Annotated in this window: 25 protein-coding genes; 7 read left to right on the forward strand and 18 right to left on the reverse strand. The window is 47.0% G+C overall.

All coding sequences use genetic code 11. From position 1 onward, the window contains the following. Positions 1-23: 23 nt before the first annotated feature. The 7 genes from BGP75_RS06240 to BGP75_RS06270 form a co-directional block, all read right to left on the reverse strand. On the reverse strand, positions 24-785 hold the full coding sequence (locus BGP75_RS06240) for an electron transport complex subunit E (protein WP_083704658.1): 762 nt from the start codon (positions 783-785) through the stop codon (positions 24-26). Further along, on the reverse strand, positions 782-1582 hold the full coding sequence (rsxG, locus tag BGP75_RS06245; RefSeq protein ID WP_076716674.1) for an electron transport complex subunit RsxG: 801 nt from the start codon (positions 1580-1582) through the stop codon (positions 782-784). Before rsxG ends, BGP75_RS06240 begins: the two co-directional genes overlap by 4 nt. A gap of 2 nt (positions 1583-1584) precedes the next feature. Next, complete coding sequence (locus tag BGP75_RS06250; protein ID WP_076716677.1) at positions 1585-2697, reverse strand: RnfABCDGE type electron transport complex subunit D; 1113 nt, start codon at positions 2695-2697, stop codon at positions 1585-1587. Next, complete coding sequence (gene rsxC, locus BGP75_RS06255) at positions 2694-4178, reverse strand: electron transport complex subunit RsxC (protein ID WP_076716679.1); 1485 nt, start codon at positions 4176-4178, stop codon at positions 2694-2696. Before rsxC ends, BGP75_RS06250 begins: the two co-directional genes overlap by 4 nt. Continuing rightward, a complete protein-coding gene (locus BGP75_RS06260) occupies positions 4175-4747 on the reverse strand; it encodes an RnfABCDGE type electron transport complex subunit B (protein ID WP_076716682.1) in 573 nt (190 codons plus the stop codon). Before BGP75_RS06260 ends, rsxC begins: the two co-directional genes overlap by 4 nt. Positions 4748-4856: 109 nt before the next feature. Continuing rightward, complete coding sequence (gene rsxA, locus BGP75_RS06265; protein WP_198939283.1) at positions 4857-5447, reverse strand: electron transport complex subunit RsxA; 591 nt, start codon at positions 5445-5447, stop codon at positions 4857-4859. 38 nt (positions 5448-5485) lie between these two features. Next, positions 5486-6052 carry a hypothetical protein gene (locus BGP75_RS06270; RefSeq protein WP_076716684.1) on the reverse strand — a complete coding sequence of 189 codons (567 nt, stop codon included), beginning with the start codon at positions 6050-6052 and terminating at the stop codon, positions 5486-5488. 219 nt (positions 6053-6271) lie between these two features. Here BGP75_RS06270 and BGP75_RS06275 point away from each other — a divergent pair, with 219 nt between their 5' ends. From BGP75_RS06275 to BGP75_RS06285, 3 genes are all read left to right on the forward strand, one after another. After that, positions 6272-8011: a 2-oxoacid:acceptor oxidoreductase subunit alpha gene (locus BGP75_RS06275; RefSeq protein WP_076716687.1), complete on the forward strand. Its 1740-nt coding sequence runs from the start codon at positions 6272-6274 to the stop codon at positions 8009-8011. Between the two features lie 2 nt (positions 8012-8013). Continuing rightward, a complete protein-coding gene (locus tag BGP75_RS06280; protein ID WP_198939284.1) occupies positions 8014-8904 on the forward strand; it encodes a 2-oxoacid:ferredoxin oxidoreductase subunit beta in 891 nt (296 codons plus the stop codon). 291 nt (positions 8905-9195) lie between these two features. Next, the gene (locus BGP75_RS06285) at positions 9196-10914 is read left to right on the forward strand and encodes a methyl-accepting chemotaxis protein (RefSeq protein ID WP_076716690.1); all 1719 of its coding nucleotides are present in this window, start codon (positions 9196-9198) and stop codon (positions 10912-10914) included. Positions 10915-11072: 158 nt separating this feature from the next. On the opposite strand, the gene BGP75_RS06290 is transcribed toward BGP75_RS06285, so the two are convergent. Both BGP75_RS06290 and BGP75_RS06295 read right to left on the reverse strand, forming a co-directional pair. Further along, positions 11073-11270 (reverse strand): hypothetical protein, encoded by a 198-nt coding sequence (locus BGP75_RS06290; RefSeq protein WP_076716692.1) that lies wholly within the window; start codon positions 11268-11270, stop codon positions 11073-11075. Between the two features lie 192 nt (positions 11271-11462). Beyond that, positions 11463-12416, reverse strand: a complete 954-nt coding sequence (locus BGP75_RS06295) for a LysR family transcriptional regulator (RefSeq protein ID WP_076716695.1) — start codon at positions 12414-12416, stop codon at positions 11463-11465. A 103-nt stretch (positions 12417-12519) separates the two neighbouring features. Between BGP75_RS06295 and BGP75_RS06300 the strand changes: the two genes are divergently transcribed. Continuing rightward, on the forward strand, positions 12520-13491 hold the full coding sequence (locus tag BGP75_RS06300) for a DMT family transporter (protein WP_083704659.1): 972 nt from the start codon (positions 12520-12522) through the stop codon (positions 13489-13491). Between the two features lie 118 nt (positions 13492-13609). On the opposite strand, the gene BGP75_RS06305 is transcribed toward BGP75_RS06300, so the two are convergent. The 9 genes from BGP75_RS06305 to BGP75_RS06345 all read right to left on the reverse strand — a co-directional run bounded on the left by BGP75_RS06305 (position 13610) and on the right by BGP75_RS06345 (position 22657). Then, a complete protein-coding gene (locus BGP75_RS06305) occupies positions 13610-14008 on the reverse strand; it encodes an SEL1-like repeat protein (protein ID WP_076716701.1) in 399 nt (132 codons plus the stop codon). Positions 14009-14200: 192 nt separating this feature from the next. Next, positions 14201-14908: a GntR family transcriptional regulator gene (locus BGP75_RS06310; RefSeq protein ID WP_076716703.1), complete on the reverse strand. Its 708-nt coding sequence runs from the start codon at positions 14906-14908 to the stop codon at positions 14201-14203. A gap of 50 nt (positions 14909-14958) precedes the next feature. After that, entirely contained in the window at positions 14959-16062 is a 1104-nt protein-coding gene (locus BGP75_RS06315) for an ABC transporter ATP-binding protein (protein WP_076716706.1), read from the reverse strand. Between the two features lie 9 nt (positions 16063-16071). Continuing rightward, on the reverse strand, positions 16072-17490 hold the full coding sequence (locus BGP75_RS06320) for an aminotransferase (protein ID WP_198939285.1): 1419 nt from the start codon (positions 17488-17490) through the stop codon (positions 16072-16074). A 254-nt stretch (positions 17491-17744) separates the two neighbouring features. Further along, positions 17745-18503 (reverse strand): SDR family NAD(P)-dependent oxidoreductase, encoded by a 759-nt coding sequence (locus BGP75_RS06325; RefSeq protein WP_076716709.1) that lies wholly within the window; start codon positions 18501-18503, stop codon positions 17745-17747. After that, positions 18500-19411, reverse strand: coding sequence for an aminotransferase class IV (locus tag BGP75_RS06330; protein ID WP_076716711.1), 912 nt, complete (start codon positions 19409-19411; stop codon positions 18500-18502). Before BGP75_RS06330 ends, BGP75_RS06325 begins: the two co-directional genes overlap by 4 nt. Positions 19412-19417: 6 nt before the next feature. Continuing rightward, positions 19418-20230 carry an ABC transporter permease gene (locus BGP75_RS06335; protein ID WP_076716714.1) on the reverse strand — a complete coding sequence of 271 codons (813 nt, stop codon included), beginning with the start codon at positions 20228-20230 and terminating at the stop codon, positions 19418-19420. A gap of 7 nt (positions 20231-20237) precedes the next feature. Then, on the reverse strand, positions 20238-21515 hold the full coding sequence (locus tag BGP75_RS06340) for an ABC transporter permease (RefSeq protein WP_076716717.1): 1278 nt from the start codon (positions 21513-21515) through the stop codon (positions 20238-20240). Positions 21516-21583: 68 nt separating this feature from the next. Next, positions 21584-22657 carry an ABC transporter substrate-binding protein gene (locus BGP75_RS06345; protein ID WP_076716719.1) on the reverse strand — a complete coding sequence of 358 codons (1074 nt, stop codon included), beginning with the start codon at positions 22655-22657 and terminating at the stop codon, positions 21584-21586. 141 nt (positions 22658-22798) lie between these two features. Between BGP75_RS06345 and BGP75_RS06350 the strand changes: the two genes are divergently transcribed. Genes BGP75_RS06350 through BGP75_RS06360 form a run of 3 tightly spaced genes read left to right on the forward strand, consistent with a single transcriptional unit; the run spans position 22799 to position 26089 of the window. After that, a complete protein-coding gene (locus BGP75_RS06350) occupies positions 22799-23650 on the forward strand; it encodes a transketolase (protein WP_143820996.1) in 852 nt (283 codons plus the stop codon). Further along, positions 23650-24648, forward strand: coding sequence for a transketolase family protein (locus BGP75_RS06355; protein WP_076716724.1), 999 nt, complete (start codon positions 23650-23652; stop codon positions 24646-24648). Before BGP75_RS06350 ends, BGP75_RS06355 begins: the two co-directional genes overlap by 1 nt. Continuing rightward, positions 24635-26089, forward strand: a complete 1455-nt coding sequence (locus BGP75_RS06360) for an NAD-dependent succinate-semialdehyde dehydrogenase (RefSeq protein ID WP_076716726.1) — start codon at positions 24635-24637, stop codon at positions 26087-26089. Before BGP75_RS06355 ends, BGP75_RS06360 begins: the two co-directional genes overlap by 14 nt. Positions 26090-26254: the final 165 nt, after the last annotated feature.

Here is a 26254-nt window from a genome sequence, read left to right on the forward strand (position 1 = left end):
ATTTCCCCTGCTCGTTACGCTGATTAGTGATTGCGCTGAAGTTGCTGTTCTGAAGAGGTTGCTATAAGCCCGGATGGCTTTTGACGATGACGTTCAATTCGTTGATCAACCAGGCGCTTAGCGACAATAAGAAATCCAAGTACCAGAAACCCGCCCGGGGGCAGCAGCATCAGGACAATTCCCTGATAGTCATTCACCAGAGTTAATTCCAAGGCGGTAAAGCTTGGGCCTAACAGCAAGCTGGCATTTGCGAATAGCGTACCACTGCCGAGAACTTCACGGACAGCGCCCAGCAGCACCAGTGCCAAGGTGAAACCGATCCCCATCATTAATCCATCCAGAGCGGAAGGAATGACCGGCTGCCGTGAAGCGAAGGCTTCAGCACGACCTAAAATAACGCAGTTAGTGACGATAAGAGGAATAAACAACCCCAGCATTTTGTGAAGATCATGGAGCCAGGCATTCATTGCCATATCTACCAGCGTTACCAACGTTGCAATCAGCAGCACGAAAACGGGAATTCTGACCTCCGAACTGATTAACGATCGAGTCATCGATACCAGCACGTTTGATGCGACCAGTACGACCGTTGATGCCAGTCCCATTCCCAATCCGTTAGTGGCCGTGGTGGTTACCGCCAGCAACGGGCAAAGGGCGAGCAACTGTCCAAAGACCACATTGTTGTTCCACAGACCATCCGCGATGATTTGACGATAGTTAATGGAGGAGCTGTTTGCAGGGGTATCTGAAGCGTTGCTAATAGAAGTACCTGAAGAGTTAGTCATCTGGCTTCTCCGTTGGCTACAGGTAACTGGGTGGATGGCTTGTCAGCGGAAGGATTATTTTTCTGGGAGCTGTCATTAACCGAGTTGTCTTTCTCTGCAGAATCAGAGGGAACCAACAGGGCTGTTTGCATGCGGCGGTAAAACTTCAACCCCTGTTTCACGGCTTTTACAACGGCCCGAGGTGTCACTGTGGCGCCGGTGAACTGGTCAAACTGCCCACCGTCTTTTTTCACAGCCCAGCTGCTTTCCGGGAGGTTTTGTAACGAATATCCGTCAAAGCCCAGTATCCAGTTAGATTTTGTCGTTTCAATTTTATCACCGAGCCCCGGTGTTTCTGCGTGAGACAGTACCCGAACACCAAGTACGTGACCATCCGGTGCTATTCCCATAATCATTCTGATGGTTCCCCCGTACCCATCAGCTGCGCTGATAGCGTAAGCTACGCCCGTCACGGCCTGCTGCCTTTCTCCCCGATAAACCGGAATCCTGGTGCCGTCGCTGTCAATCACTTCAACAGGGGATTCCAATAGATCATTGTCATAAAGAGTCGTAGGCATCACTTGCGCCAGGGATGCTTTCAGGTCCTCAGCCTGGCGTTCCTTTATGGATTCTTTCGTGGCCAGGTGGCCTGCTGCCAGGAGTGAGGTCGAAAGTAAAACGGCTGCACCCAATAACAGGCCAGGGTAGCCCAGAGCGGCCACGCTTTTAGCCGCAGATTTTTTATTCTCTGGCTCTTTGGTCTCGAATTCTTGAGTTCCGGGGGCTTGAGCACCAGTTCGTTGTGTTTCTGTATTCATAACTAGCTTCGAGTCCTTGATTTAACGTCGGACAGCGATGGCATAGCCAACGGGCTGCCCTGGCGATTGCGGCCGTACTGGCGAGGTTTGAAGTAATGATCGATTAAGGGGGTTAAGCCATTCATCAGTAACACTGCAAATGCGACGCCCTCTGGATAACCACCCCAGGTGCGAATCACATAGACCAGTAATCCACAGCTGGTACCAAAAATAACCTGTCCTCGAATAGTTGCAGGAGTGGTTACCGGATCAGTCAAAATAAAGAAAGCGCCGAGCATCAGGGCACCGGAAGAAAGGTGATATAAGGGACTGGCGTATTGCTCCGGATTAAATCCATAAAACAGACTGGAGATAACCGTGACACTGATCAGTAAGCTCAGGGGAAGTTGCCAGTTAATAATTCCCCGCCAGATCAAATAAACACCGCCCAACAGAATCAACAAGGAAGAGGTTTCCCCCAGGCTACCCGAGGTGAAACCTATCCCATTCAGTAGTGGGTCGTAATAGTTGACTAACAGGGAGTTGAGTCCTAATCCCTGACCAAGATCTGTTTTTACCTGTCCCAGCAACGTCGCACCGCTCAGGGCATCGGGAATATCCATCCCGCCAAAGGTAGTGAATAATGAATCCATAACGCCGGGAGAATTGGCTGAAAAAAGAGGGGCAGGGTTAACCCAGGCTGTCATCTGTAAGGGGAAGGACAATAACAGGGCAACACGTGCCAGCATGGCCGGGTTGAACGGGTTCTGCCCGAGGCCGCCGTAAACATGCTTACCGACAATGATAGCAAAGCCAGTACCGCCAACTGATATCCACCAGGGGGCCCAGGGAGGAAGGGTCAGAGCTAACAACAGACCGGTCAGCAATGCGGAGCCATCAAAGAGCACGAGGCGAATCCTCTTTTTGACCAGCCAGACACAGAGTGATTCAAACAAAAATGCGCTGAGTAGGCACAGGACGACTGTATTCAGTGCGGGTAAGCCAAAAATATAGATGCCAAATACAGTAGCAGGTAACAGTGCGATCAGCACTGTTGTCATTAATGAGGGGACCTTACCTGGATTACGAACATGGGGGCCTGCCTGTGGGTTTGTCTGCTGATAGCGGCTAGTCATTGGCTTTTCTCCGCAGCTTTTCTTTCTGCTGACCGAGCTTCTTTTTCTGCTTTGGCAGCTGCCCGCTGCGCTTTCAATTCGGCTTTTTCCAGGGCTTCTCGTTCTAAGCGTTCGATACGGGCCTGAGCCCATTCCCGGGTCTGGTCTGTCTTGGATTTTGCTGCTCTTCGACTCTGAAGTTCTCCTTTGGCGTAATTGAAATACTGAACCAATGGGATTTTTGACGGGCAGACATAGGAACAACAGCCGCAGCTGATACAGTCCTGAACTCCCAACGCTTCAGCCCCCGTGACATCATCGGAACGCATCTTCGCCCCCATTTCCAAGGGCATCAGCCCAACCGGGCACGCCATGACACAGCGACCGCAACGTATACAGGGGCGTTCTGGTCCATCGTCAATTTCATGATGACTCAGGGCCAGAATGCCACTGCTTCCCTTTACAATGGGGACCTGTTGATGGGGCATGACCTGGCCCATCATGGGGCCTCCCATCACCAGCCGAGCAGGAGGTTCTGTTAAACCACCACAAAACTCGATCAGATCTGATATCAGAGCACCGATGGGGACTTCGAGGTTTTGAGGCCTTTTAATCGCTCCGCCGGACACGGTGACGATACGAGATAATAGAGGGTGATCAGCACGCAAAGTTCGATGAATCGCGAATGCTGTACCGACATTGTGTACACAGACCCCAACTCCTCCAGGCAACTGTCCATGGGGGATTTCGTGACCCGTTACAATCTGTACCAGTTGTTTCTCCCAGCCCATGGGATAGCGTGAGGGTATCTGGATGACCTGGACGCCGCCGGTTTCCTCAGCCGCATGCATCATCGCGGCGTAGGCTGCTGGCTTGTTGTCTTCGATGGCTAAAATAGCGCAATTTGCTTTCAATGCATGACGGATTAAGCGGATGCCATCGATGACTTCGTTCGGTCGTTCCTGCATCAGACGATCATCACAGGTGAGATAGGGTTCGCACTCACTACCATTGATAATCAGCGTATGAATCGGGCTGTTAGGATTGGGCATTAACTTAACGGCAGAAGGGAAGGTTGCGCCTCCCATGCCAACAATACCTGCCTGACCAACTCTGTTGGCAATTTCTTCAGGAGAAAGATTAAAAGGATCACCGGCGGCCGTTGCGTTCAGAAAGGAGCGATCCTGCCCGTCAGTTTCTATAACAATAGTCTTCACTGGTAAGCCTGTGGGATGAGGGGCCGGACGCTCTTCAATGGCTACGATTGTGCCCGAGGTCGGGGCATGAACCGGCGCTGAAATAAGTCCTTGGCTACGGGCCAGCAGTTGTCCCTTATCGACTCGATCCCCTGCTTCGACCTCCGCTTTTGCTGGAGCGCCGATATGCTGTTGCAAGGGGATATACAACCGCCGAGGCATCGGGAGCTTTCGGATGGGATGGGCTTCTGTATGGTGCTTTAGCGCTTCAGGATGAACGCCGCCACGAAATCCAAATAATTTCATGCGATGCCTTCCCTGCTGATAGCTGGTGTTCTAAAGGGGTTTGGTTTGGCAGGTTTACTCCAGCGCCAGTTACCTAAGGTTAGAGGCATTTCTGCCAAAAGAATGCCCTCTGTAGGACAGACTTCTACACAGGCGCCACAGCCTGTGCAGGCTTCATCCAGAATCATATGGAGCTGTTTTGGGGCCCCGACAATAGCATCTGTCGGGCATTGTTGAATGCACTTGGTACAGCCGATGCATTGTTCTGATATTACATTGGCGAGACTGGGTAAAACGATGTCGTCCGAGGATTGCTGTTCCAAAGGGCGGTCAAGAATTTCCGCCAACTGTCGGGCCATTGATGGGCCGCCCGGCGGGCATAGGGTTAAGGGAGCTTCTCCTTCAATGACGGCTGCTGCAGCCTGACTACAGCCAGCATAACCGCATTGACCACACTGAGTTCCTGGTAAAATCTCTGTTACCTGTTTGATCAGAGGATCTTCTTTATAGGGAAGCAACCGGTTAACGGCACTTAGCATCAAGCCTAGAATGGCGCCGATAATAGTCAGGGTCAGTATTGAGATAATCATTGTTGTGCTCCCTGTTTTTTTTGTTCTCAGGTGCTTGGTTTAATTTATTCAGTAGCGATAAAGCTTGTTCAGTTAAATGCTGTGCTATCTGATTCTGTCTAATTAAAAGCTATTCAATCGGTAAGCCGGAGAATCCCAGAAACGCCATGGATAAAAGGCCAGCAGTAATAAAGGCGATGGGGGGACCAGCAAATAATTTTGAAGTATTGGCTAATGCCAGGCGTTCTCTAAGTCCTGCGAAGATAACCAGCACCAGCATGAAACCCAGAGAGGCGCCTATGCCGTAAAGCAGGCTTTGCAAAAAGCCATTACCTTTTTGGCTGTTTAGCAATGCCACGCCTAATACAGCGCAATTAGTTGTAATCAGCGGTAAGAAAATACCAAGGTTCTGGTAGAGAGTGGGACTAAGGCTGCGGATACAGATTTCGGTAAACTGGACGACACCCGCAATAATCAGAATGAAACTGATAATACGCAGAAATTCAACATCCAAGGGCTGTAGGATGTAATACTCGATCAGCCAACTGGAGGCGGTTGCCAGCGTCAGTACAAAGGTAGTGGCCAGTCCCATGCCAAGTGCTGAGTCAATCTTGCTGGATACGCCCATAAATGGGCAGAGTCCCAAAAACTGTACCAAGACAACGTTGTTTACCAGCGCCGTGCCGAGCAAAAGCATCAGATATTCATTGACTGCCAGCATCTGCGTTACCTCCTATAAGTCAGAACCGTTGGCGAGAATCAGGATTGCACCTGGTAGAGATAAGTTGATTCAAGATCATGGCTAAGCTCGCCTGTACCAACAGTGAATTCACAGGTACCGGCCCAGGATTCACTGGAACTGGCCGGACCCAGCAGATAGTCAGCCATGGTTAAATAATCTTTTTCTGCCACAAATAGATAGTGAATAAGCTGGTTGCTCAGTCTCGGTACCAGTCCTGCGGCCTTATCCCAGGCTTGCTCTCTTTCCCGGGGGGAGGAGCGTATCGTTGCAATTGTTATATACAGGTTGCTGGTCAGTGCCAGAATTTTCTGGCGCCGTTGTTCCAGTGAAACCAACAGCGAGCCTTCGCCGGCAGCTTTAATCATTGGGAATAGCTGAGTTTCTTCAAACGCCATACTGGCTTCCAGGCTTTCCAGCGTCCGTTGTACAGCCGTTAAGGTTGATTCCACTGTTGCTGGAAGGGGGGTGTCTGCGCTGGACGGGAAACAAAAAGTTTGTTGATTATCTTCCAGGCGCTCTAACCAGGTCAGGGACTCCAACTGGTTTTTGTACAGGTGACAGATGGTCTCATTGTTGAACGTCATGCTAATACCTCCACCTTTAATAACAAAGACATAAGTAAATTTGTCTAGTGTTTCCAGGCGTTTTATCAACGTAAATTTACAATCAATCACAAATGTTTACGTTCACGTTAAGTTTGGGTTATACTAGTTCAAACTTACCGTTAACGTCAACATTTCAGGTCGGTAGCGGATTGTTAAAACGGAACGCAATCATTATCTAATCCACGAGGAGCAAACCTTATGACGGTACCCTCTATATCCATCACCATGACCGGTAGCGGTGGCTCTGGTGTTATGACTGCCGGAAACCTGTTATTGGAAGCTGCGGGTCGGGCCGGTTGGTTCGGATTAATGACTCGATCTGCGGGACCGCAGATCAGAGGTGGTGAAGCGGCTGCTATGTTACGGCTGTCTTCTGAACCCGTGTTATCCCACAAAGACCGCTATGAGATCCTCCTGGGAATCGATTGGAAAAATGCTGATCGATTTGCGACGGAAATTCCGCTGGACGGAGACAGCATTGTGCTGGGGGATGGTGAGCCACCGAAAGTGTTCTCCGAGGCTGCCGGACAACAGTTTCAAGTGGATTTACAAAAGATTGCCAAAGGTATTAAGGGTGGGCGGCCCAATATGGTGGCCTTGGGTGTTGCAGCTGCCTTAGTGGGTTTGCCCGAAAGCTCTGTGGCACAGGTGGTTGAAAAAGCGCTTAAGCGAAAAGGTGATGAAGCTGTTAGTGCTGGTAAAGAAGCGTTGCGGGCAGGTATGGAAGCGGCTGCACACTTGCCACGCTTTGATCAGTTGACTGTTGATGCTGAAAACCCGGATCCCCTGGCTGTAGATAACCCATCCAATCCTCGCTGGAATATCTCTGGAAATGAAGCCTGCGGTTTGGGAGCGGTTCGAGGTGGTACGCGATTCGTCGCAGCCTATCCGATTACTCCGGCCACTGAAGTCTTGGAGTGGTTGGCACCCGCTTTACCGAAACTGGGTGGGGCTCTGGTTCAGGCCGAGGATGAACTGGCGTCGGTCAATCAGATTATCGGTGGCTCTTTCGGCGGTACTCCTTCGTTAACCGCGACTTCTGGTCCAGGACTGGCGTTGATGATGGAATCAATTGGTTTGGCCGTTGCGTCTGAAACTCCAATTGTCGTTGTCAATGTTATGCGTGGTGGGCCTTCAACGGGTATACCCACCAAATCTGAACAGTCCGACCTGAATATCGCTTTATACGGGCTGCATGGTGATGCGCCACATTTGGTTCTGGCGCCGTTGTCGATAGCGGACTGTATCTTTACCACTCAATGGACGGTTGCGCTGGCTGAAAAACTTCAAACGGCGGCTATCCTGCTGTCTGATCAGGCACTTGGACAAACGCGCACAATCATTCCTCAGCAGGAAGACGCAGGAATAGTGGCTGAACGTGAGGTACCAACCGTTTTGGAGGACGGTTATGAGCGATACGCCGTTACCGACTCTGGAGTATCGCCGATGGCGGTGCCGGGACAGCCGGGTGGCCAATACACTGCTGATGGGCTGGAACATACCCCGACGGGTATGCCGTCCAGCAAGGCAGATGATCATCATAAGCAAATGGACAAGCGTCTGCGTAAGCTGACTGATTTTGATTTTGGTGATAATTGGGCTGTTGTTGAAGGTGATGAGGATGCCGAAACTGCGGTGCTTACCTGGGGTTCCAGCTATGGAGCTGCCAGTGAAGCCCTGGCGGAGCTTAGAGCCGAGGGACAAAAAGCGCGTTTGATTGCCATGCGTCTGCTCTCTCCTGCACAACCTGAACGACTGGCAGAAGCTTTACAAGGGATCAGTAAGTTACTGGTGGTGGAGCAAAGCCATGGCGGTCAGTTTTATCGCTACCTGCGTGCCTACTACGATCTGGATGCCGATGTTAAGTCCATGGCGGTTCCAGGACCCTTGGCGATTCGTCCTTCTGACGTGCGTAAAACCCTTACTGAGTGGAGTTGATCATGGTGACAACAACGGAACATATAGCATCCACGGGTGGCTTCGAAGACAGTACCGCTGGTTCAGGTAGCTGCCCGGCAATGGCTCCTAAAGACTACAAGTCTGGGGTTAAACCTGTCTGGTGTCCGGGTTGCGGTGATTACGGGGTGCTGTTATCCCTGACTAAGACGCTGGCGGAACTCCAATTGCAGCCTGAAAAGGTATCAGTGATTTCCGGTATTGGCTGCTCCTCAAGAATCCCGGCTTATTTAAAGACCTATGGGTTTCACGGTGTCCATGGTCGATCACTGGCTTTGGCTACAGGGCTTAAGGTTTCCCGCCCGGATCAGACTGTTATTGTTGCCAGTGGTGATGGAGATGGGTTCTCTATCGGTGGAAATCATTTCTTACATGCCTGTCGTCGCAACGTAGATTTAACCTACATTGTTATGGATAACCAACTTTATGGTATGACCAAGGGGCAGGCGTCACCAACCAGCGCGCCGGATTGGGAGAAAGGCAAGCTGACACCGGGTGGTACCGGTATTAATCCATTCCATCCGCTGGTCGTGGGTCTTGCTTCCGGGGCTAACTTTATTGCCCGGGTTTCTGGTACTGATGCCAACGGCGCGGTGCCCATTCTGAAAGAAGCCATCGAGCATCCGGGCTTCTCACTGGTTCACATTCTCAGTCCATGTATTACCTACAATCGTGATCAACTGGCCTGGAAAAAGATGGTTCGACCTGCGCCGGTAGAAGCCACAACAGACCCCGCCAGAGCGGCACGGCGACTGATGACCGATGATAACCTTAATCTGGGAGTGCTTTATAAAGGAGACCGTAAACCCTATCAGCCGACTCTGGAACCCAGTATCAATGAAGTCAGAGAACTTGAAGGACAGTTTGTTGTTTAATCACCTATCTTTATGATAATTCCGGCCCCGGTAACGAAGAGGTTAATTTCATTACCGGGGCGTTTTTTATCCTCTCTGCTCAATATGTTGAATGAGCTTTTAATCCCGACTTGCTTGCAAACTCTAGTAACAACCTACTATATTGCTACGGTAATCTTACCTGTTTTCAATGTGCTGGCGCGCTTTTAATACCCCTGCTGCAAAATGTATTGAAAAATGGCGTTGTTTTTCCCATGTGACGTTGTTTTCCGCAAGTGGCATAAGGCTCCGCTGGCTTAGGAGGTCACTCTGGTGTCTTTTGTTTCTGACTTTTTTAGTCGCTTTTCCATTCGTTCGCTCATTCTTGGAAATTCGTTGTTACTACTGATATTGCTGGGGATTTCATCTGGTTATTCGATATTTTCCATGAATCAAATTGGTCAAGAGCTGGAAGGAATAGCAGAACAGGACATTCCTCTGACTGAGGCGATTACACTCATTACTGAGCACCAGTTGGAGCAGACTATTCATCTGGAAAGAGTATTACGCCATGGCCAGCGCCTCACTTCAGGAGATTCTGGTGCCATTAACGCTGTTAACGATGAAATCGTGGCTTTTGATCGAATCAGTTCGCAGGTGGATCAGGAGATAAAACAATCAGAGGAGTCAGCAAAAGAGGCGATTAGTCATGCCCACAACACTGAGGAATTGGAGCAGTTTACGAATCTCTTAAAAGTACTTGAATCGATAGAGGTACAGCATAAAGCCTTTGAAAAACACGGTCATGAGTTGTTTGAAATGATTAAACAACGCCAAACCAAAGCGTTGGCAACGATGACTGTAGAGATCGAACAGGAGGCGGACAAACTGACCCGGGAGCTAGAGAGCTTACTTCACGAAATCAGTGAGTTTACCGAGCGGGCGGCCCATCAAGCGGAACTTCATGAACAGAGCGCTGTTAGGGTCTTATCGGTAATCCTCTTTGTTTCAACCATTTTGGGGGTACTGGCAACTTATATCATTATTCGTACTGTCTGGACCCAGATTGGTTTAGAGCCGAAGGCGATGAATTCTCTTTCTCAGCGTATTGCTGATGGAGATCTCAGCATGAACATCTCGAGTACTGGAAGAGAGCTGGGAGTTTTTTCCTCAATGATCCAGATGGTGAGTAATCTTAAGCGACTCATTAAAGAAATTCACGGGGGGGCGGAGCATGTGTCAGAATCTTCCCGTAACCTTGTCGTCATTGCCGAGCAAACTAACCATAATCTGAGTTCACAGCATCAGAATACTGAACTGGTGGCAACTGCTATTACACAAATGACAGCGGCAGTGGAGGAGGTGGCGAGAAACACCACTTCCGCCGCTGATGCTGCAGAAAGTGCCAGGTATCAACTGAACGAGGGAGGAGAGCTGGTTGAAAATACTGTTCAGGGGATCAAGGATCTGTCCCGGCAGCTTGACCAAACCATGACGGATATTGGTCAATTGGAGCAGGGCGCGGAAAAAATCACCGGTATTCTTGATGTGATTAAGGGTATTGCTGACCAGACTAATTTATTGGCACTCAATGCGGCCATTGAGGCTGCCCGGGCTGGTGAGCAAGGAAGGGGTTTTGCCGTTGTGGCTGATGAAGTACGTTCTTTGGCAAAAAGTACTCAGGAATCTGCTTCTGAAATTGAGGAGATGATCCTCGGTCTGCAATCCAGCGCCAGCTCTTCGATTAATTCCATGCGGGTTGGATCTGATCAGGCGAATAAACTGCTGACCCAGTCCGGTCAGGTAACCAACGCCTTAGAGCAGATTCAACAAACAGTGGCTGATATTTCTGATATGAATGCGCAGATTGCCTCTGCTGCTGAACAACAAAAAGCAGTGTCAGCGGATATCAGTCAAAATGTCAATCAGATCAGTGTGATGTCAAAAGAGACCAGGGAGGATTCCGAAAAACTATCGGTGACAAGCGAGGAGCTTGCACAGCTTGCTAAAGGGCTGCTGGAGAGTACTGAACGATTCAAAATAGCAGGGTAACTGTTTGAAGCAGCGCTGATCATCAGTTTGATGAGTCAGCGCCATTCAGGAGGCTGGTATATATTCGCAAAAATCTATTATTTAAAACCTCAGGATTTGCTCCGGTTGAATCACAAGCTTTTGAATATATGGGTGATCTTGAAACCTTGATGTTCTGATCAGCTGAATAGTTTCTTAACAGCAGGAACGGCTGTCGGCAATATCATAAATCCCTTGTCTTCATCACAATTGGCGCAACGCAGACCACCGCCTGCTGAACCATATTTTCTGGCGATGGAAACACCTATTTCCAGCTGGTTTTTGCAGCGTTCATTCTGGCACTGGATTGTTACCCGGTTATTGCCTGAGTCAGCCATTTTATTCACCTTGAATAATATTTGTGTCACTGTCGTTAATGTCACGTTATGTACTGACTACAGGTTATTCTTTACAGGGAAATGACAGCTGCTGGTTTTTCTTCAAAAGTACATACTTTTCTTTCCCCAGTGCTCTGATTGAGGTATTCGCTGAGTTCTCAGCGTGTCAGCAAAGGCTTTGTGGGAACCTGATCAGCTGAGTTTGTGGTTCTGACTTTGTTTGTGCTTCTCTATCATCTCTGAAATTATTTGAGCACATAGTTGTCGTAACCAGATCAGAGCAGGGTCCTGATGAACTACGGGTGACCAGACCTGATAATAGGTTGCTGGCTCCATATTAATCGGCAAGGGTTTTACACTCAGGCCAAACTGCTGTTTATAACGCTCGACGACCAATGTTGTGGATGTAATCAGTAGATGACTGCTACCGACAATTTCCAGGGCTGCCATGTAATGGGGTAAGCGCATACCGATACGGCGCTGGTAACCCAGTTTGCTGAGCATGTCATTTACCCGAATATGAGGACTGCCCCCGAGTGTGGTTATGACATGGGGGTAGCTGAGATAATCATCCACACTGAGTTGATCGAGCGAATTCAAAGGATGATCTTGGGCCATTACGCAGCTAAAAAATTCCTCACCGAGCTGCTGGCGACGGTAGTGATCAGGTACATACATGGCGTCACTGCAAAAAGTCAGATCGGCAACGCTGGCTGGTTGATTAAGTAAGCTCTTTTCCTTGAGGTTTATTGTTTCCAGGTCTGCATGAGGAGCTTGCTGGTAGAATTTTTTAGTGATTTCTGCCAGATAGGCCTGTGCCATATAGCCGGTCATCTGCAAGCGAAACTGACGTTTGCTTTTGCCTGGCTCAAATCGCTCTTTCTGCATCAGATTGTCAAGTTGTGCGAGGGTTGCAGAAAGCGGCTCTGCCAGGGTCAGGGCACGGGTCGTTGGCTGCATACCGCTGTTAGAACGAATAAACAGAGGATCGTCGAAAAGCTCCCGTAGTCGGTTCAAGGCCCTGCTCATTGCCGGTTGGCTCATGTGCAACTGATCTGCGGCCTGACTGACATTGCAGGTCAAGAGCAATTGTTGCAGGCAAAGCAATAACTTAAAGTCGAGTTGTGCGAGCTGTCGGTGCTTCATCAATAATATTTAAAAATCGAATAATCATTAGTCGGTTTATTCATTAGATAATATAAGCTATCTGGTCGAAGATCTATTTTTGTAACCCGTATGAGTGTTTACAGTGAATAGACAGCAGTTTCAGATTGGCTTTATCTTGATCAGCATTGCAATTATCTGTTGGGGAATGTTGCCGATCGCGCTGAAGTTATCTTCAACGTTTATTGATCCGGTGACCCTGACCTGGTTTCGTTTTTCGGTGGCCTTGGTCATTGCTTTCTTTACTCAGGTTCTCACTGGTGCCGTCAAGCAATTTGCTAACCTCTCAAAAAAGGAATGGGTTATTCTCAGTGCTTGTGCGCTGTTTTCAATAGCCAACTATATTTCCTTTGTTTATGCTCTGGACTACATCGCACCCGGGCCAGCGCAGCTGAACTTTCAATTGGCACCGTTTTATCTTGCCATTGGGGGTGTGTTGCTGCTTAAAGAACGGATCAGCCGGGTCCAGTGGCTGTGCTTTATTGCTCTTGGTATTGGATTAATGCTGTTCTTCCATCCGTATCTGAACTTTGCCGAGCAGAAGAATGGTTTGATATGGGTGGGTATTGCCTGGGTGCAGTTCTCTGCAATGAGTTGGTCAGGGTTTGCGCTATTACAAAAATCCCTTTTCCATAAGCTATCTCCAGCAAATACTCTGTTGTTTATCTATGTTGTTGGGCTGCTCGTTATAGCCCCTTTTGCCGATTTTTCCGCCTTCGAGCCAATGGCGGAGGGGGACTGGTATATCGCTGTCTTCTGTGCTTTTAATACCGTGATTGCCTATACCTCTTTTTCAATAGCAATGAAATATTGGCCAACCGCGCAGGTTAGTGCCATGGTTGGTATAACCCCTCTTACCTGTTTTGCCTTTTCTGCCATTGCTGTTGAATTAGGCTGGTGGCCTGAGATGATCACAGCCAATAATATTGATGCGATTAGCGCCAGTGGCATGATCGTCGTGGTACTGGCCGTTGCGGGAGTACAGCTTTTACCAAGGTACAGTCGCCAGAAGGCACAGCCTCAGCAGATACTGGTGGATAAGCCGCAATCGACTTGATTGTCCTGATCCCATTATGGCTGATTAAAAGACAAGCAAAAGCGTGTGTTTGCCTTCTGATGCTTTACTGAAGGCTCAGGGGGCTTAAGCACGCCTAAAGGCCTGCACCTGCTTCTGGCTACTTCAGTTGTCCACCGGGTCGAAACGGTGCGATGTAGCGATTGTTGTATTCTTTGATAATCTCATCAGTCTGTAACAATTGCTCTGCACTCAGTTGTTTAGCAAGTTCAAGCATTCTTTTTTGCCCGTATTGGTCGCCCTGAGAGGCTGCTAATGCAAACCAGGCGTAGGCTAGAGAGAGGTCCTTTTCAACCCCTTCTCCCTTGAAATACATGCTTGCAATTTTACTTTGATAACGGGCGTAGCCGACCTCAGCCAAGGTCCGGTATTCTTTGTAAGCCCCGGTGTAATCACCTTGCATATAGAGTGCGTGGGCCACTGCCGAGTCAGAGGAAAAGGTTGGCTGAGCTAATCCCAACCCCACTATCGCCAATATCAAATATATTCTGGGTTTCATCACGGGTCTCCTTCATCGGGTACTACTGGAAGGTTTGAAAACGCTGGGGTTAGTCGACAGGATTCTTAGATTGCTTAGAAACTCCTGTTATTTATCCGTAACCGGTACTGAATATCCCCGAGACCTGTGTTTAATTTTAGCAATGAAGCGGACATCTATGGAGTAATGTTGGTAAAACGATGTTTCCAGGTTTTATTGCGTGAGATTGATTGCTTCTTGTCTTTGCTCTTCCTCATAATCCTGCAAGAATTTTTCAATGCTTGGGCCTGCCATTAACAGATCATTTTTGAGTGCTGTTTTTACCGTAGATCCATCTTTCTTGCTTAAGGCATCTATGATTTTGTTGTGTTGTGCGGCACCTTCAGAGTAGGTTTGAGTGTGTTGCTGGTAAAAGGCACGTAAAATCGGCCCCATCGACGCAGCCATGTTATTTATCATAGCCAGCAGAATAGGCATTCCACATCTTTCATAGATATAAAAATGAAACTCCCGATTGTGTATGAACATTCCATTGGAATCGTTATCTTTTTCCGATTTTGCAAATAACTTGTTAATTTCCCTTAGTTTTTTAATTTCGTCGGGGGAAAAACAGGCCATAGCCGCTTCCGCGGCCATAGCTTCCAAAGAACAACGGACGGTACGGATTTCGATGTATCGAGGCAAACTTAATTCCGGTACAACAATTTTTGTTGCTGCTTGCATATCAAGCGCATGCTCGCTGACCAGACGCAATAAGGCTTCTCTTACAGGAGTATTGCTGGTTCCGAATGCCTTAGCCATCTGACTGATTCTAAGGCGGTCTCCCGGCATATACTCACCTGCAGTTAAGGAATCTCGTATTTTTGCGTAGACTCGCTCGGCTAAGTTGCTTTTTTCTATTGTCTGATCATTTTGTCTCATTGAGCGACCGTCAGTGTCTTTGTCCAAATAATTAACTTAAGCAGGTTAGCTTAGTCATAACCAGGGAACAGCAGGATGTTTTCTTCGCTGCAACCGAATTCAACAGCATTCCCTACTAAGGTTTCGTCTGTCAATAAATCATCGATAATTTTGGCAACTATCGTATTCCCGTTTTTTAAACGCCCTATTAAGCGGGTGTGGTCTCCCAGATAGACCTTATCAGTGATAGTACATGATAATGTGACCTCGTCAGAATGTTTAGATGTCTGTAGGTGTATATGTTCTGGACGAATCATTACAGTGACAGGTTTATCTGCTGCTGGAGAAAGACAACTATCGACATTACGATTCAACGAAATAGAAACACCTTCACCCAAGTCTACCCGATGAGTGGTACCAGAAATCTTCTGCAAGGAGCCCTTTAAAGCATTATTCTCACCAATGAAGCCAGCAATGTAGGGAGAATTCGGTAGATCGTAGATTTTATCAGGCGACGCTATTTGTTCAATTCGACCGTTGTTAAAAACGGCAACTCGATCAGACATGGTCAAAGCTTCACTTTGATCGTGTGTGACATAAACGACGGTGACCCCAAGTTCCTGATGTAGCTGTTTTATTTCGTACTGCATATGTTCACGGAGGTTTTTGTCCAAGGCACCTAAAGGTTCGTCCATCAGAATAAGTTCGGGCTCAAAAACTAAAGCCCTGGCCAGAGCCACTCGCTGTTGTTGTCCTCCGGAAAGCTCTAGCGGTTTACGCTTACCCATATTTTCCAGGTGAACTTTAGCCATGGCCGCTTTCACCTTTTTATCGATATCAGTCCTGTTTAAGCCGCGCATTTTTAGCGGGTATGCCAAGTTCTCTTCGACGGTCATATGTGGAAATAAAGCATAATTTTGAAAGACCATCCCCATGCCCCGTTTATGAGCAGGTACATCTTGAATAGGTTGGGAATTCATTAAAATCTGGCCTTTGGTGGGTATTTCAAATCCCGCTAACATCATTAGCGTTGTTGTTTTACCCGACCCGGAAGCCCCTAGAAATGTGAGAAACTCTCCTTGCCTGATACAAAGATCAAGGTGGGGGATAACCAAATTTTCTCCATCGTAACTTTTTTGAACGCCTATAAATTCGATAAAGTTCTTGTTGTACATATCATCCCCTTATTGATCCAAAGCCGATTCTAGATCCTGGTACACGACGTCTATAGCCGTACTTAGCTTTTGAACTATTAATTTGAGTTCTTGGTGTGAAGTTATGAAAGGAGGGCAGAGAGCAATTACATCGCCCATATTTCGAATGATAAGCCCCTGGTCACGTGCCGCTTGTTCCACTTTCTTGCCTGCTATTCTGCTTGTTGGATAGGGTTCACGAGTGTTCTTATCAGCGACCAATTCGATTCCTGCAATCAAGCCAACACCCTTTCCTCTGATTTCCCCCACCATAGGATGCACTTTGAGTTCTTCCAATAAATCATGGAGGACTGCTCCCAGTTCAAGAGCAACTTTTGGCAGGTTCATTTCCTGGTAAATACGTAATGCTTCAAGGGCAACCGCTGCGGCAGTCGGGTGACCAGAATAAGTAAACCCATGTCCAAAGACTCCGGTTACTTCACTGTATTCTTCAAGGACTGAATAAATATCGCCACTTACAGCTACGCAGGACATGGGTATATAACCACTGGTTAGGCCTTTGGCGCAGCTCATCATGTCTGGTTGGAAGTTGAATGTTTGGCAGCCGAACCAGTTCCCGGTACGGCCAAAACCGCAAACAATTTCATCTGATAACATCAAAATTTTGTATTGACGGAGTATTTTCTGAACTTTTTCGAAGTATCCCACCGGTGGTACCAGGACTCCGCCGGCCCCCATGACAGGCTCTGCGATAAAGGCTGCTATTGTATCGGCTCCTTCTCGCTCAATAGTTGCTTCAAGATCGTCGAGCAGACGATCTAAATATGCAGATTCAGATTCTTCTGGCTCAGCGTTTCGATAATAGTCAGGGCATTCCAATCGAACGGTACAGTTTAAAGGTAAACCAAACGCAGTATGCATATGGGGCAAACCGGACAGACTTGCTCCCATAACGGTAGAGCCATGGAATCCTCGATCTCTGATCAAAACCTTTTTACGTTTATGATTCCCTTGAGCTATATGATAATTCCATGCCATCTTAATCATGCTGTCATTGGCTTCAGAGCCAGATGATGCAAAAAATACCTTCGCTTTATTAAGAGGGACAAGACCAGAAACTTCTGCTGCCAGTTTAGATACAACGTTGTTGGTTCTGTGGTTAAACGTATGATAATAAGGCAAGGTTTCGAGCTGCTTGGTTGCTGCTTTTATGAGTCTCGCGTCAGAAAAACCAAGAGATGTACACCAAAGCCCAGACATTGATTCGAGATAGCTTTGCCCTTTTTCGTCATACACATAGACTCCTTGACCACGTTCTATTACCAGAGGTCCCTTGTTTTGATGCTCACGAAGATTCGTTTGGGAATGGATGTGATAGCTCAAATCCTCTAAAGATCTATGACTCATTTTTTCCGGTGCACTCGGGTTCAATTCAGCTTCTTGTCTCATTGGTTATTCCTATTGTTATATATGATGCATGATATATCTTGAATTTGATTAATAACTTAATACGATAAATTCTTCTCAGTGCTTTAAATCATAATCAGGTAATAGATAAACGGGTCAGTAACATTGACACGTTAATCGAATCAGTAAGTCTTAAAATTCCCGGAAGGCTGGTATTTATTGAGTACATTTTAAGACCTTTCTGTTCAGACCCTTATTATGCTTGTGATGGGATTGCTTACAGACAGTACATAAATTCAAGTTGTTGATCGATAGGGGGTACGATAGCCAGCAGACTCTCCACCATCAACACTAAGAACAGCTCCATTTACAAAGCTGGCATTATCGGAAAGTAACCAGGCTGCCGCCTTAGCTACTTCTTGTGGCTGTCCTAACCGTGCTGCTGGAATTCGTTGAGTCAAGGCGGAAAGATGTGGCTCATTGTTAATAACACCTGACATCATTCTGGTTTCTATTTGCCCTGGACAAATGGCATTGAATCGAACCTGTTCACCGTATTCCAGTGCCAAAGCCTGGGTAAGTCCGATCACCGCTGCTTTAGAGGCGCAATATGTAGCTAATCCTTCTTCGCCGACCTTACCGGCTATTGATGACATGTTCACTACGGCCCCTTCTCCCTTAATAAGATAAGGTAATGCGCAGTTAATCAGTTTAAACACAGCTCGAGTATTGATTCCAAATACACGATCCCATTCTTCAATGGTGGTATCTGCAAATGAGGTTCGAGAAGTTGTACCGGCATTGTTAACCAAACCGCAAATTTTCCCCGCTCCCAGTTCAGCTGCTACCCGCACAACACTTTCGAGTTCTTCAGCATTTGACGCATCTGCCTGTACAAATTTCGAATGAATGATCGCCGCTTGCAGTTTTGCCCCTGCCGATTTATCTCGTCCGGTAAAGACAACCGTTTTGCCGTCTTTGGACAGCCGTTCAACGATTGAAGCGCCGATGCCATGTGTCCCACCGGTTACAATGACTACCTTGTTGTTATTCATACTGACTCCTTCTCATAGTCTACTGGAATGCACTTCGGATCGGACTCCAGGCGTTCCCAATACAGCGTTCTTAATTTCTTTGTTATACCGCCAGTTTCACCATTATTTATGGGCTGGTGGTCTAACTCTGTGATAGGCATAACTCCCCCTGCGGTGCTGGTAATGAATATTTCATCGGAATTTCGCAATTCCTCTGGAGAGAGTGAACGAGTCTCACAGGGTAGACTGATTTTCTCTGCTATTTCGATAATTGTGCGCCTTGTCATGCCTTCAAAAATATTTTTATCGGGAGTGATCAGAGTATTGTTTTTGACACTGAAAATATTAAATCCTGCCCCTTCTGTGATATTCCCCTGACCATCAAGTAACGCCGATACGAGAGCTCCCTGATCGTATGCGTCCAGAATTCCCATGGTCAGATCAAGCCAGTGGAAATTCTTGATACGGGTATCAATCGAATTTGATGAAATTCTTTCGACATTGCTGATTACCATTGAAAAATGACTATCTTGCTGATCTGGTGTTGCTATCCATACAAAGGGCTGAGCAAAGGCATAAAATCGATTCTTGCAAAGTCTGGGATCTCTGTTGCCGAGTGTGGGTACCCCGCGCGTGCATGTCATCTGAACATAAGCGTTTTTTAAACCACTTAAGGCTACACATTTAGTTAAAATATTTTTGATCTCGGCTTTACTGTAGGGTAACGACATTCTCAGCTGATCCATAGACCAATAAAAGCGCTCGATGTGATCATCCAGTCGAAAGAATGATCCGTTCCATACGTGGGCTACATCGTAGGTAGCATCGGATCGAACAAAGCCTCGATCGAGTATTGGTATTTTTGCCTCAGCCAGAGCAATGTAGGCGTCGTCTATATAGGCAACTCCATTTTTATATTTGTCATTCAAGGTTATTTACTCCGTCATATATTTATTTTTACTACGTTGATTTAGCCACGCAGACGTTATCAATGTAAGCAATGCAATCAGCATCAAAAATACTGACATTGCGATAATCGATGGGTCGATACTATCTCTGATTCCATCAAACATTTGCCTGGGTAAGGTTCGCTGGGCTGGTCCACCTAAAAATAAAGTGACAACTATTTCATCAAAAGAGGTTACGAAGGCAAAAAGCGCACCTGACATAATCCCCGGCATAATCAGCGGTAAAACAATGGTAAAAAATGCACGTACTGGTGAGGCTCCCAAGCTACTTGCTGCCCTGAAAAGTTTCATATCAAAATTCTGAAGGTTTGCAGTGACGGTTATAACTACAAATGGTGTAGCCAGTACCGTATGAGCAATCACAAGACCCTTAAAGCTTGCTGTTAATCCCAGTTGGCCAAAAAGAAAGTACATGCCGAGCCCGGTAATAACCGGTGGCACAATCATTGGCGCAATAAGGAAGCCTAAAATGCTACGTTGTGCTGATATATTCCGACGTGCCATGGCAAACGCAGCAAACGTACCAAGTACGGTAGCGAGTACGGTGCTGAACAAACCGACGAAAATACTATTCTGAAGTGAATCAAGCCACGGACCGCTGCTAAATACCTCCTGGTACCACCGAAGTGACAGCCCAGGCAGCGGGTATGATAAAAAGCTACCCGAACTGAATGAAAGCGGGATAATCGCTATTAACGGCGTAATAAGAAATAACACCATCAATATGCCGAAAAAATAGTGAATTAACTGGCCGATAAGTACATGGTTTCTATGCTTCATAGTTGCCTCACTTTATTCCTGCCAGTTGCTTAACACCCAGCGTGACTGATGCAAGGGCATAGAGGCCCATAACACAGAGCAGCAGCACGATACCTAATGCAGAAGCCATTCCCCAATTGACCGTGGTATTGGTATAAAAAGCGATAAAGTAGCCCAGCATTTGCTCGCCGGCACTACCCACCAATGAAGGGGTGATGTAATAGCCAACCGCAACGATAAAGGTTAATAATCCACCGGCAGATATCCCTGGAATGCTCAGCGGAAGATAAATGGAGATAAAGCCCTTTACCGGGTGTGCTCCTAAGGATGAAGAAGCAAGCATTAAATGGTTTGGTATGTTTTGAAGATTGTTATAGATGGGTAAGACAGCGAATGGCAATAATATGTGAACCATCACGATATAGACCCCAGTAGAGTTAAATATCAATTCCAGAGGTTCAGCAATAATCCCTAAGGAGATTAGAAAGTTGTTAAATATTCCATTCGCCTGAAGTGTAACAATCCAGGCAGAAGTTCTGGCGAGAAGAGAAGTCCAGAATGGCAACATGATCGCCAGCATCAAAATAATCGTCACCGGTTTGGGTGCTCTGACCATTAATGCTGCTAGCGGGTAACCGATCAACAGGCAGATCAGAGTAACAACCGTCGCTATTGTTAATGTTCTTATCAGTACTTTTGTATAAACACGCTGTTCTTGGTCAACAAATCCGATTTCACCCTTATCATTTACCTTCAGGTCTAAAGCGGCCAGCAGGTAATAAGGAGTAAACCTTTCAGAGGACCTCTTCAATGCAATCCAATAGCGAGTGTCCTGCCAGCGGTTATCGATATCATATAGTAATTGCTTGGCATCATTCGAACCAAGCTTAAGCGCAGGTAGCTTTCTCGCACTTTTCATTATCAGTGATCGAAACCCGCTAATTTCGTAATTCAACCGTCGCGCCAATTCACCCAGCTCAGGTTTTCCGTAAGCATGCTTCAAGTCGGAAACAAGTGCTGAATATGCCGCATCTGGAAGAGGTGTACTTTTGCTTTGCCATGTTGACAACAATTTTGAAGTATTGGGTGCGCCTGAAATGACTTCAGGATTATCAACTGCCTTGTACAGCATAGTGCATAGAGGTAATACAAAAAAGACCGAAGTGTAGATGAGCAGTGGTGCCAGCAATAACCAGGTAATTGCTCGTCGACCCTTTTCCGCTCGATGCATGGACTTTTTAAGCGTACCCGGTTCAGTTGCTTCGAAGTGGACATTGTCCGTGGTTCCCAGTGGAGTCGTTGACATAGATGTTTACCTCAGATTTGACAGAATGTGCCCCAACCCGAAGGTCGGAGCTGGCTTTATTCAGGGTGTCAATTCTGAGAAACCCAACTGGTGAAACGCTGCTGGAGGTCTTCCTCATGATCTAACCAGAAATATGAGTCAAGTAGCAGAGCATTTTTTTGATTGGCTGGTGCTGTTGGAAGGATAGACAAAAGCGCGTTAGGTAATATTTGATTGGCTTTACGGTTTGTCAGGCCGTAGGGAATATTCTCCGCAAATAACTTCTGTTGCTCTGGCTTCATCATAAAATCCAATAGTTGATAAGCCCTGTCGATATTTTTTGTGCCTTTCACTATTGTCCAGTAGTCCATACTGTAAAGCTGTCCGTCCCAGCCGATGGGATATTGACTACCTTCCTGATTGGCCACACTGATCCGTCCATTGTAGGCACTGGTCGCTGTGACAATACCTCCCCTTAACCATTCAAGCGGCTGGGCACCAGATTCCCACCAGATAATATGTTCTTTTAATTCATTGAGTTTCGCGAAAGCGCGGTCTTTTCCTTCAGGGGTAGCCAGAACTTTATACAGGTCATCGCTGGCAACACCATCAGCAAGCAGTGCAATTTCCAGTGTCATTCGGGGCTGCTTTCTAAGGCCGCGTTTGCCTGGCCATTTCTCTACATCCCAGAATTCCTTCCAGTTTTTAGGGCCATCATTGCCAAATTTTTCAGGACTATAGGTACTCACCATGGACCACACGAATGCTCCAACTCCGCACCTGGAAAATGCTGATGGGTTGAGTTCATCAGCCAGCAGCAATTCCTGTTTTCTGATCGGTTCCAATATGCCTTGGTCACAGGCTGCGATCATCTCATTTTCGTCCATTTGAACAAGATCCCAGGTTATGTTGCCTGTTTTGACCATGGCCTTTTGTTTGGCAAATCCCCCGGTATAACTATCTTCAATTACATCTACTTTGTATTGCTCACTAAAGGGTTCGAAGTAGGCGGAGTGGAAGGCATCCTGTAAAGAACCTCCAAACCCAACAACGGTTATTGGCTCTGCTGCAGAGCCAATAATTGGCACACTGCATAAAGCCAGTATCGACGTTAAACGGCGTGTTGAATCTACTAATTTATTGATAGAAATAAGTTTTTTCATAGGATTGGTTCTCTTTTTTTATTCATCTGAGGAACTCCCTGTAAATCCGAAATGACTGGATTTAGAAATATCTCTTGCGATACATGATATATCATATATCCTATATCGAGAAACAAGCAAGTACTTTGTATGGAGAAAAATATGGTCGCCGAAACCTCAATAGATGTTGAAACAATACAACGCGTAACCGACAAAGCCCTGTTCATCAGGGAAGAAACCATTCGACTAATCTCAATAGCCAAGGTAGGTCACTACGCCTCAGTTTTTTCCTGTGCTGAATTACTCTCAGCACTCTATTACGACTGCCTGAGAATCCGAAAAGGAGAACCTGACTGGGTGGATAGAGATCGATTTCTATTTGGTAAAGGGCATGCGGCCGTAGGGCTTTATCCAGTACTGGTGGAGAAAGAGTTTTTTGGTGCTGAAATTTTAAGTGAATATACGCGAGTGGGGAATCCTCTGGGAGATCATCCAGATATGCGAAAAGTTCCAGGGATTGATTTTAGCTCTGGATCTCTTGGGCATGCCCTTTCCGTGGGGGTTGGCATGGCGCATGGTGCCCGGTTGCAAAAGAAAGAATTTCTTACTTATGTGATGCTGGGGGATGGAGAGCTACAAGAAGGGCAGATATGGGAAGCCGCTATGCATGCCAGCACCTACGGGCTCTCAAACCTTGTCGCCATAATCGACCGCAATGGTTATCAACTTGATGGAGAGGTCGACGATATTATCAATATCGGCCCAATTAGAGAGCGCTGGGAATCATTTGGTTGGGAGGTGCATGAAGTTGATGGGCACGATGTAGAGGCAACAATAGCCATTCTGAGGGAGATTCGTGACAACCCCAAGAGAACAAAGCCGGTCTGTCTGGTTGCTCACACTGTAAAGGGGAAGGGGATTGACTATATGGAAACAGAGCCGGGTTGGCATTTGGGATGGTTGTCTGAACAGGATGAAGCCGAGGCATATGAGTTGATCAGAGGAGACAAATAATGAGTACAAATCAACCACAAAAAAGCTGGCAGTATCGAGAAGTCGCTACCCATGCTCCAGGGCTCAACGCGTTAGCTGATACGTTAATTGAATTGGCAGAAGAAGGCTATCCGGTTGTAGCAGGCTCCGCTGATGTTATGTACTCCAACAATCTGGTCAAGTTTGCAGAGCGTTTTCCTGATCGCTATATACAGTTTGGTATTTCTGAGCAAAACATGGTTAGTGCTGCTGCGGGACTGACAACCACGGGTGCTATTCCGTTTGTGGGTACATTTGCTTCGTTTCTGGCACTGTTGTGCTGTGAACAAATACGAACAGATGTGGCTTACTGTGCTCGACCTGTTCGGCTGATTGGTCACCACAGTGGAATATCTATGGGGTTTTACGGTACTTCACATCACGCAACAGAAGACTTAGCCATTATGCGAAGTATTCCAGACCTTACTGTTATTAACCCTGCCGACAGTGCATCGTTAGCTGCTGCAATTCGAGCCTCGGTAGATCATCCCCACCCCATCTATTTTCGCATGTCCCGTGGGCAGGAGCCTGAGGTGTATGAAGCGACTTCTCTTAATTTTGAGATTGGTAAGGCGATAGAACATAGCCAGGGGGAGGATCTTACCCTTATTGCATGTGGTATTGAGGTTCATCCGGCTCTTGAAGCCGCCAAGGTACTTCGCAGCCGAGGTGTTTCTGTTGGTGTCATTGATATGCATACGATTAAGCCGATCGATCGAGAGGTCATCATTGGCACCGGTAACTTCAGCAAAAAAATTATGACGATTGAAGAACATAGCGTGATCGGTGGGTTAGGTGGAGCCGTAGCAGAAGTGATCACTGATGAAGGGCTGCCTATCAAGTTATGTCGCCATGGTATCTACGACGAGTACGCACTGATTGGTCCTCCAACACACCTGTATCGACATTATCAATTGGACTCAGAAGGGATTGTGAAAAAAGCTGAACAGTTTCTTGGGGGGAAAAATGAATTTAAATGATCCTACTTTGCTTCGTACAGGTGCTTTTATTAATGGGCGTTGGCTCTCTTCCGATGAAACGATTGAGGTAACGAATCCGGCAACAGGGGAGATTCTGGCTGAAGTGCCCGATTTCGGTCAGGTCGAAGCGCGTTCAGCTATCAGGGCTGCTGATGTCGCCTGGCCCTTGTGGCGAGAGAAAACAGCGGCTGAGAGGTCACGCATGCTGAGAAAATGGGCAACTCTTATTCAAGATAATCTGGAGGATATTTCCAGGATCCTGACTCTTGAACAGGGTAAACCTTTGACAGAGTCACGGGGAGAAATAGCATATGCACTCTCGTATCTTGAGTGGTTTGCCGAAGAGGGACGTCGTGCTTACGGAGAATTAATACCTCCTCCAAGTAGAGATAAGCGCATCCTTATTAACAAGGAACCGGTTGGTGTTTGTGCCGCAATCACTCCATGGAATTTTCCGGCAGCGATGATAACCAGAAAAACTGGTGCTGCTTTGGCAGCAGGGTGTCCAATAGTCGTAAAACCTGCCTCTCAGACTCCCTTGACTGCACTGGCTTTAGCCGAATTAGCTAACAGAGCGGGAATTCCTCCAGGCGTTTTCTCCGTTATTACCGGCAGTGCCCGTGCTATTGGTGCTGAAATGACGTCCAGTACCATCGTCCGAAAACTATCATTTACCGGCTCTACAGAAATAGGAAGATTGCTTATGGAGCAGTCTGGCAAGACTCTCAAGAAGCTCTCTTTAGAGCTAGGGGGAAATGCTCCCTTTGTGGTTTTTGATGATGCTGATATAGATACTGCTGTTTCTGGAGCGATTGCAAGCAAATTCAGAAATACCGGGCAAACCTGCGTTTGTACCAATAGGTTTTACGTCCAACGAGGTGTTTATCAGCAATTCATTGATAAGCTGAGAATCGCTGTGTCTGAACTTCGTGTTGGGAATGGTATGGAAAATGACTCCACTCAAGGGCCACTGATAGATCAATCTGCGGTTGCTAAAGTAGAAGAGCACATTGCTGATGCACTTTCTAAGGGCGCAACTTTGGTTTTCGGTGGCCATCGCCATGATTTAGGCGGACAGTTTTTTGAGCCAACCATTCTTTCCGGCATAAGCTCAGAAATGCTGATTGCTCAGGAAGAAACTTTTGGCCCACTGGCTCCTATATCTGTGTTTGATGATGAGAAGGAGGCATTGGCTCTTGCCAATCAAACTGAGTTTGGTCTTGCCGCCTATTTTTATACAGCGGATGTGTCCAGATCCTGGCGTTTTTCCGAGGCTCTTGAAGTGGGAATGGTTGGAGTTAACACCGGAATAATTTCAACCGAGGTCGCCCCTTTTGGTGGAATAAAGCAATCGGGATTGGGGCGTGAAGGAGGGCGCCAGGGCCTGGATGAGTATTTAGTGGACAAATATGTATGCTTCGGAGAACTGGCAAATGGTTAGGCGAAGGTCTTCACTGTTATAACTGAGTTTATGTTTCTTTATAAGAAATTGAGGGACCCGTTCAATATGGATATATGTTGTTAGAGCACGTTTATCAGGCTCGGGTATCCCTCGCTTCGTATATGCTACTCGGTACCAATATTATGGTTCTTTTTACACGATTGC

The organism is Motiliproteus sp. MSK22-1 (assembly GCF_001968815.1).
Lineage (GTDB): Bacteria > Pseudomonadota > Gammaproteobacteria > Pseudomonadales > Balneatricaceae > Motiliproteus.

What these genes read in the sequence shown, in the direction of transcription:
- BGP75_RS06315 (WP_076716706.1), bottom strand. Translation starts at nt 16,062, where the DNA reads ATGTACAACAAGAACTTTATCGAATTTATAGGCGTTCAAAAAAGTTAC.
- rsxC (WP_076716679.1), bottom strand. Translation starts at nt 4,178, where the DNA reads ATGAAATTATTTGGATTTCGTGGCGGCGTTCATCCTGAAGCGCTAAAG.
- rsxA (WP_198939283.1), bottom strand. Translation starts at nt 5,447, where the DNA reads ATGCTGGCAGTCAATGAATATCTGATGCTTTTGCTCGGCACGGCGCTG.
- BGP75_RS06250 (WP_076716677.1), bottom strand. Translation starts at nt 2,697, where the DNA reads ATGACTAGCCGCTATCAGCAGACAAACCCACAGGCAGGCCCCCATGTT.
- BGP75_RS06275 (WP_076716687.1), top strand. Translation starts at nt 6,272, where the DNA reads ATGACGGTACCCTCTATATCCATCACCATGACCGGTAGCGGTGGCTCT.
- BGP75_RS06335 (WP_076716714.1), bottom strand. Translation starts at nt 20,230, where the DNA reads ATGAAGCATAGAAACCATGTACTTATCGGCCAGTTAATTCACTATTTT.
- BGP75_RS06355 (WP_076716724.1), top strand. Translation starts at nt 23,650, where the DNA reads ATGAGTACAAATCAACCACAAAAAAGCTGGCAGTATCGAGAAGTCGCT.
- BGP75_RS06290 (WP_076716692.1), bottom strand. Translation starts at nt 11,270, where the DNA reads ATGGCTGACTCAGGCAATAACCGGGTAACAATCCAGTGCCAGAATGAA.
- BGP75_RS06340 (WP_076716717.1), bottom strand. Translation starts at nt 21,515, where the DNA reads ATGTCAACGACTCCACTGGGAACCACGGACAATGTCCACTTCGAAGCA.
- BGP75_RS06240 (WP_083704658.1), bottom strand. Translation starts at nt 785, where the DNA reads ATGACTAACTCTTCAGGTACTTCTATTAGCAACGCTTCAGATACCCCT.
- BGP75_RS06320 (WP_198939285.1), bottom strand. Translation starts at nt 17,490, where the DNA reads ATGAGACAAGAAGCTGAATTGAACCCGAGTGCACCGGAAAAAATGAGT.
- BGP75_RS06325 (WP_076716709.1), bottom strand. Translation starts at nt 18,503, where the DNA reads ATGAATAACAACAAGGTAGTCATTGTAACCGGTGGGACACATGGCATC.
- BGP75_RS06305 (WP_076716701.1), bottom strand. Translation starts at nt 14,008, where the DNA reads ATGAAACCCAGAATATATTTGATATTGGCGATAGTGGGGTTGGGATTA.
- BGP75_RS06310 (WP_076716703.1), bottom strand. Translation starts at nt 14,908, where the DNA reads ATGAGACAAAATGATCAGACAATAGAAAAAAGCAACTTAGCCGAGCGA.
- BGP75_RS06260 (WP_076716682.1), bottom strand. Translation starts at nt 4,747, where the DNA reads ATGATTATCTCAATACTGACCCTGACTATTATCGGCGCCATTCTAGGC.
- BGP75_RS06270 (WP_076716684.1), bottom strand. Translation starts at nt 6,052, where the DNA reads ATGACGTTCAACAATGAGACCATCTGTCACCTGTACAAAAACCAGTTG.
- BGP75_RS06360 (WP_076716726.1), top strand. Translation starts at nt 24,635, where the DNA reads ATGAATTTAAATGATCCTACTTTGCTTCGTACAGGTGCTTTTATTAAT.
- BGP75_RS06295 (WP_076716695.1), bottom strand. Translation starts at nt 12,416, where the DNA reads ATGAAGCACCGACAGCTCGCACAACTCGACTTTAAGTTATTGCTTTGC.
- BGP75_RS06280 (WP_198939284.1), top strand. Translation starts at nt 8,014, where the DNA reads ATGGTGACAACAACGGAACATATAGCATCCACGGGTGGCTTCGAAGAC.
- rsxG (WP_076716674.1), bottom strand. Translation starts at nt 1,582, where the DNA reads ATGAATACAGAAACACAACGAACTGGTGCTCAAGCCCCCGGAACTCAA.
- BGP75_RS06345 (WP_076716719.1), bottom strand. Translation starts at nt 22,657, where the DNA reads ATGAAAAAACTTATTTCTATCAATAAATTAGTAGATTCAACACGCCGT.
- BGP75_RS06350 (WP_143820996.1), top strand. Translation starts at nt 22,799, where the DNA reads ATGGTCGCCGAAACCTCAATAGATGTTGAAACAATACAACGCGTAACC.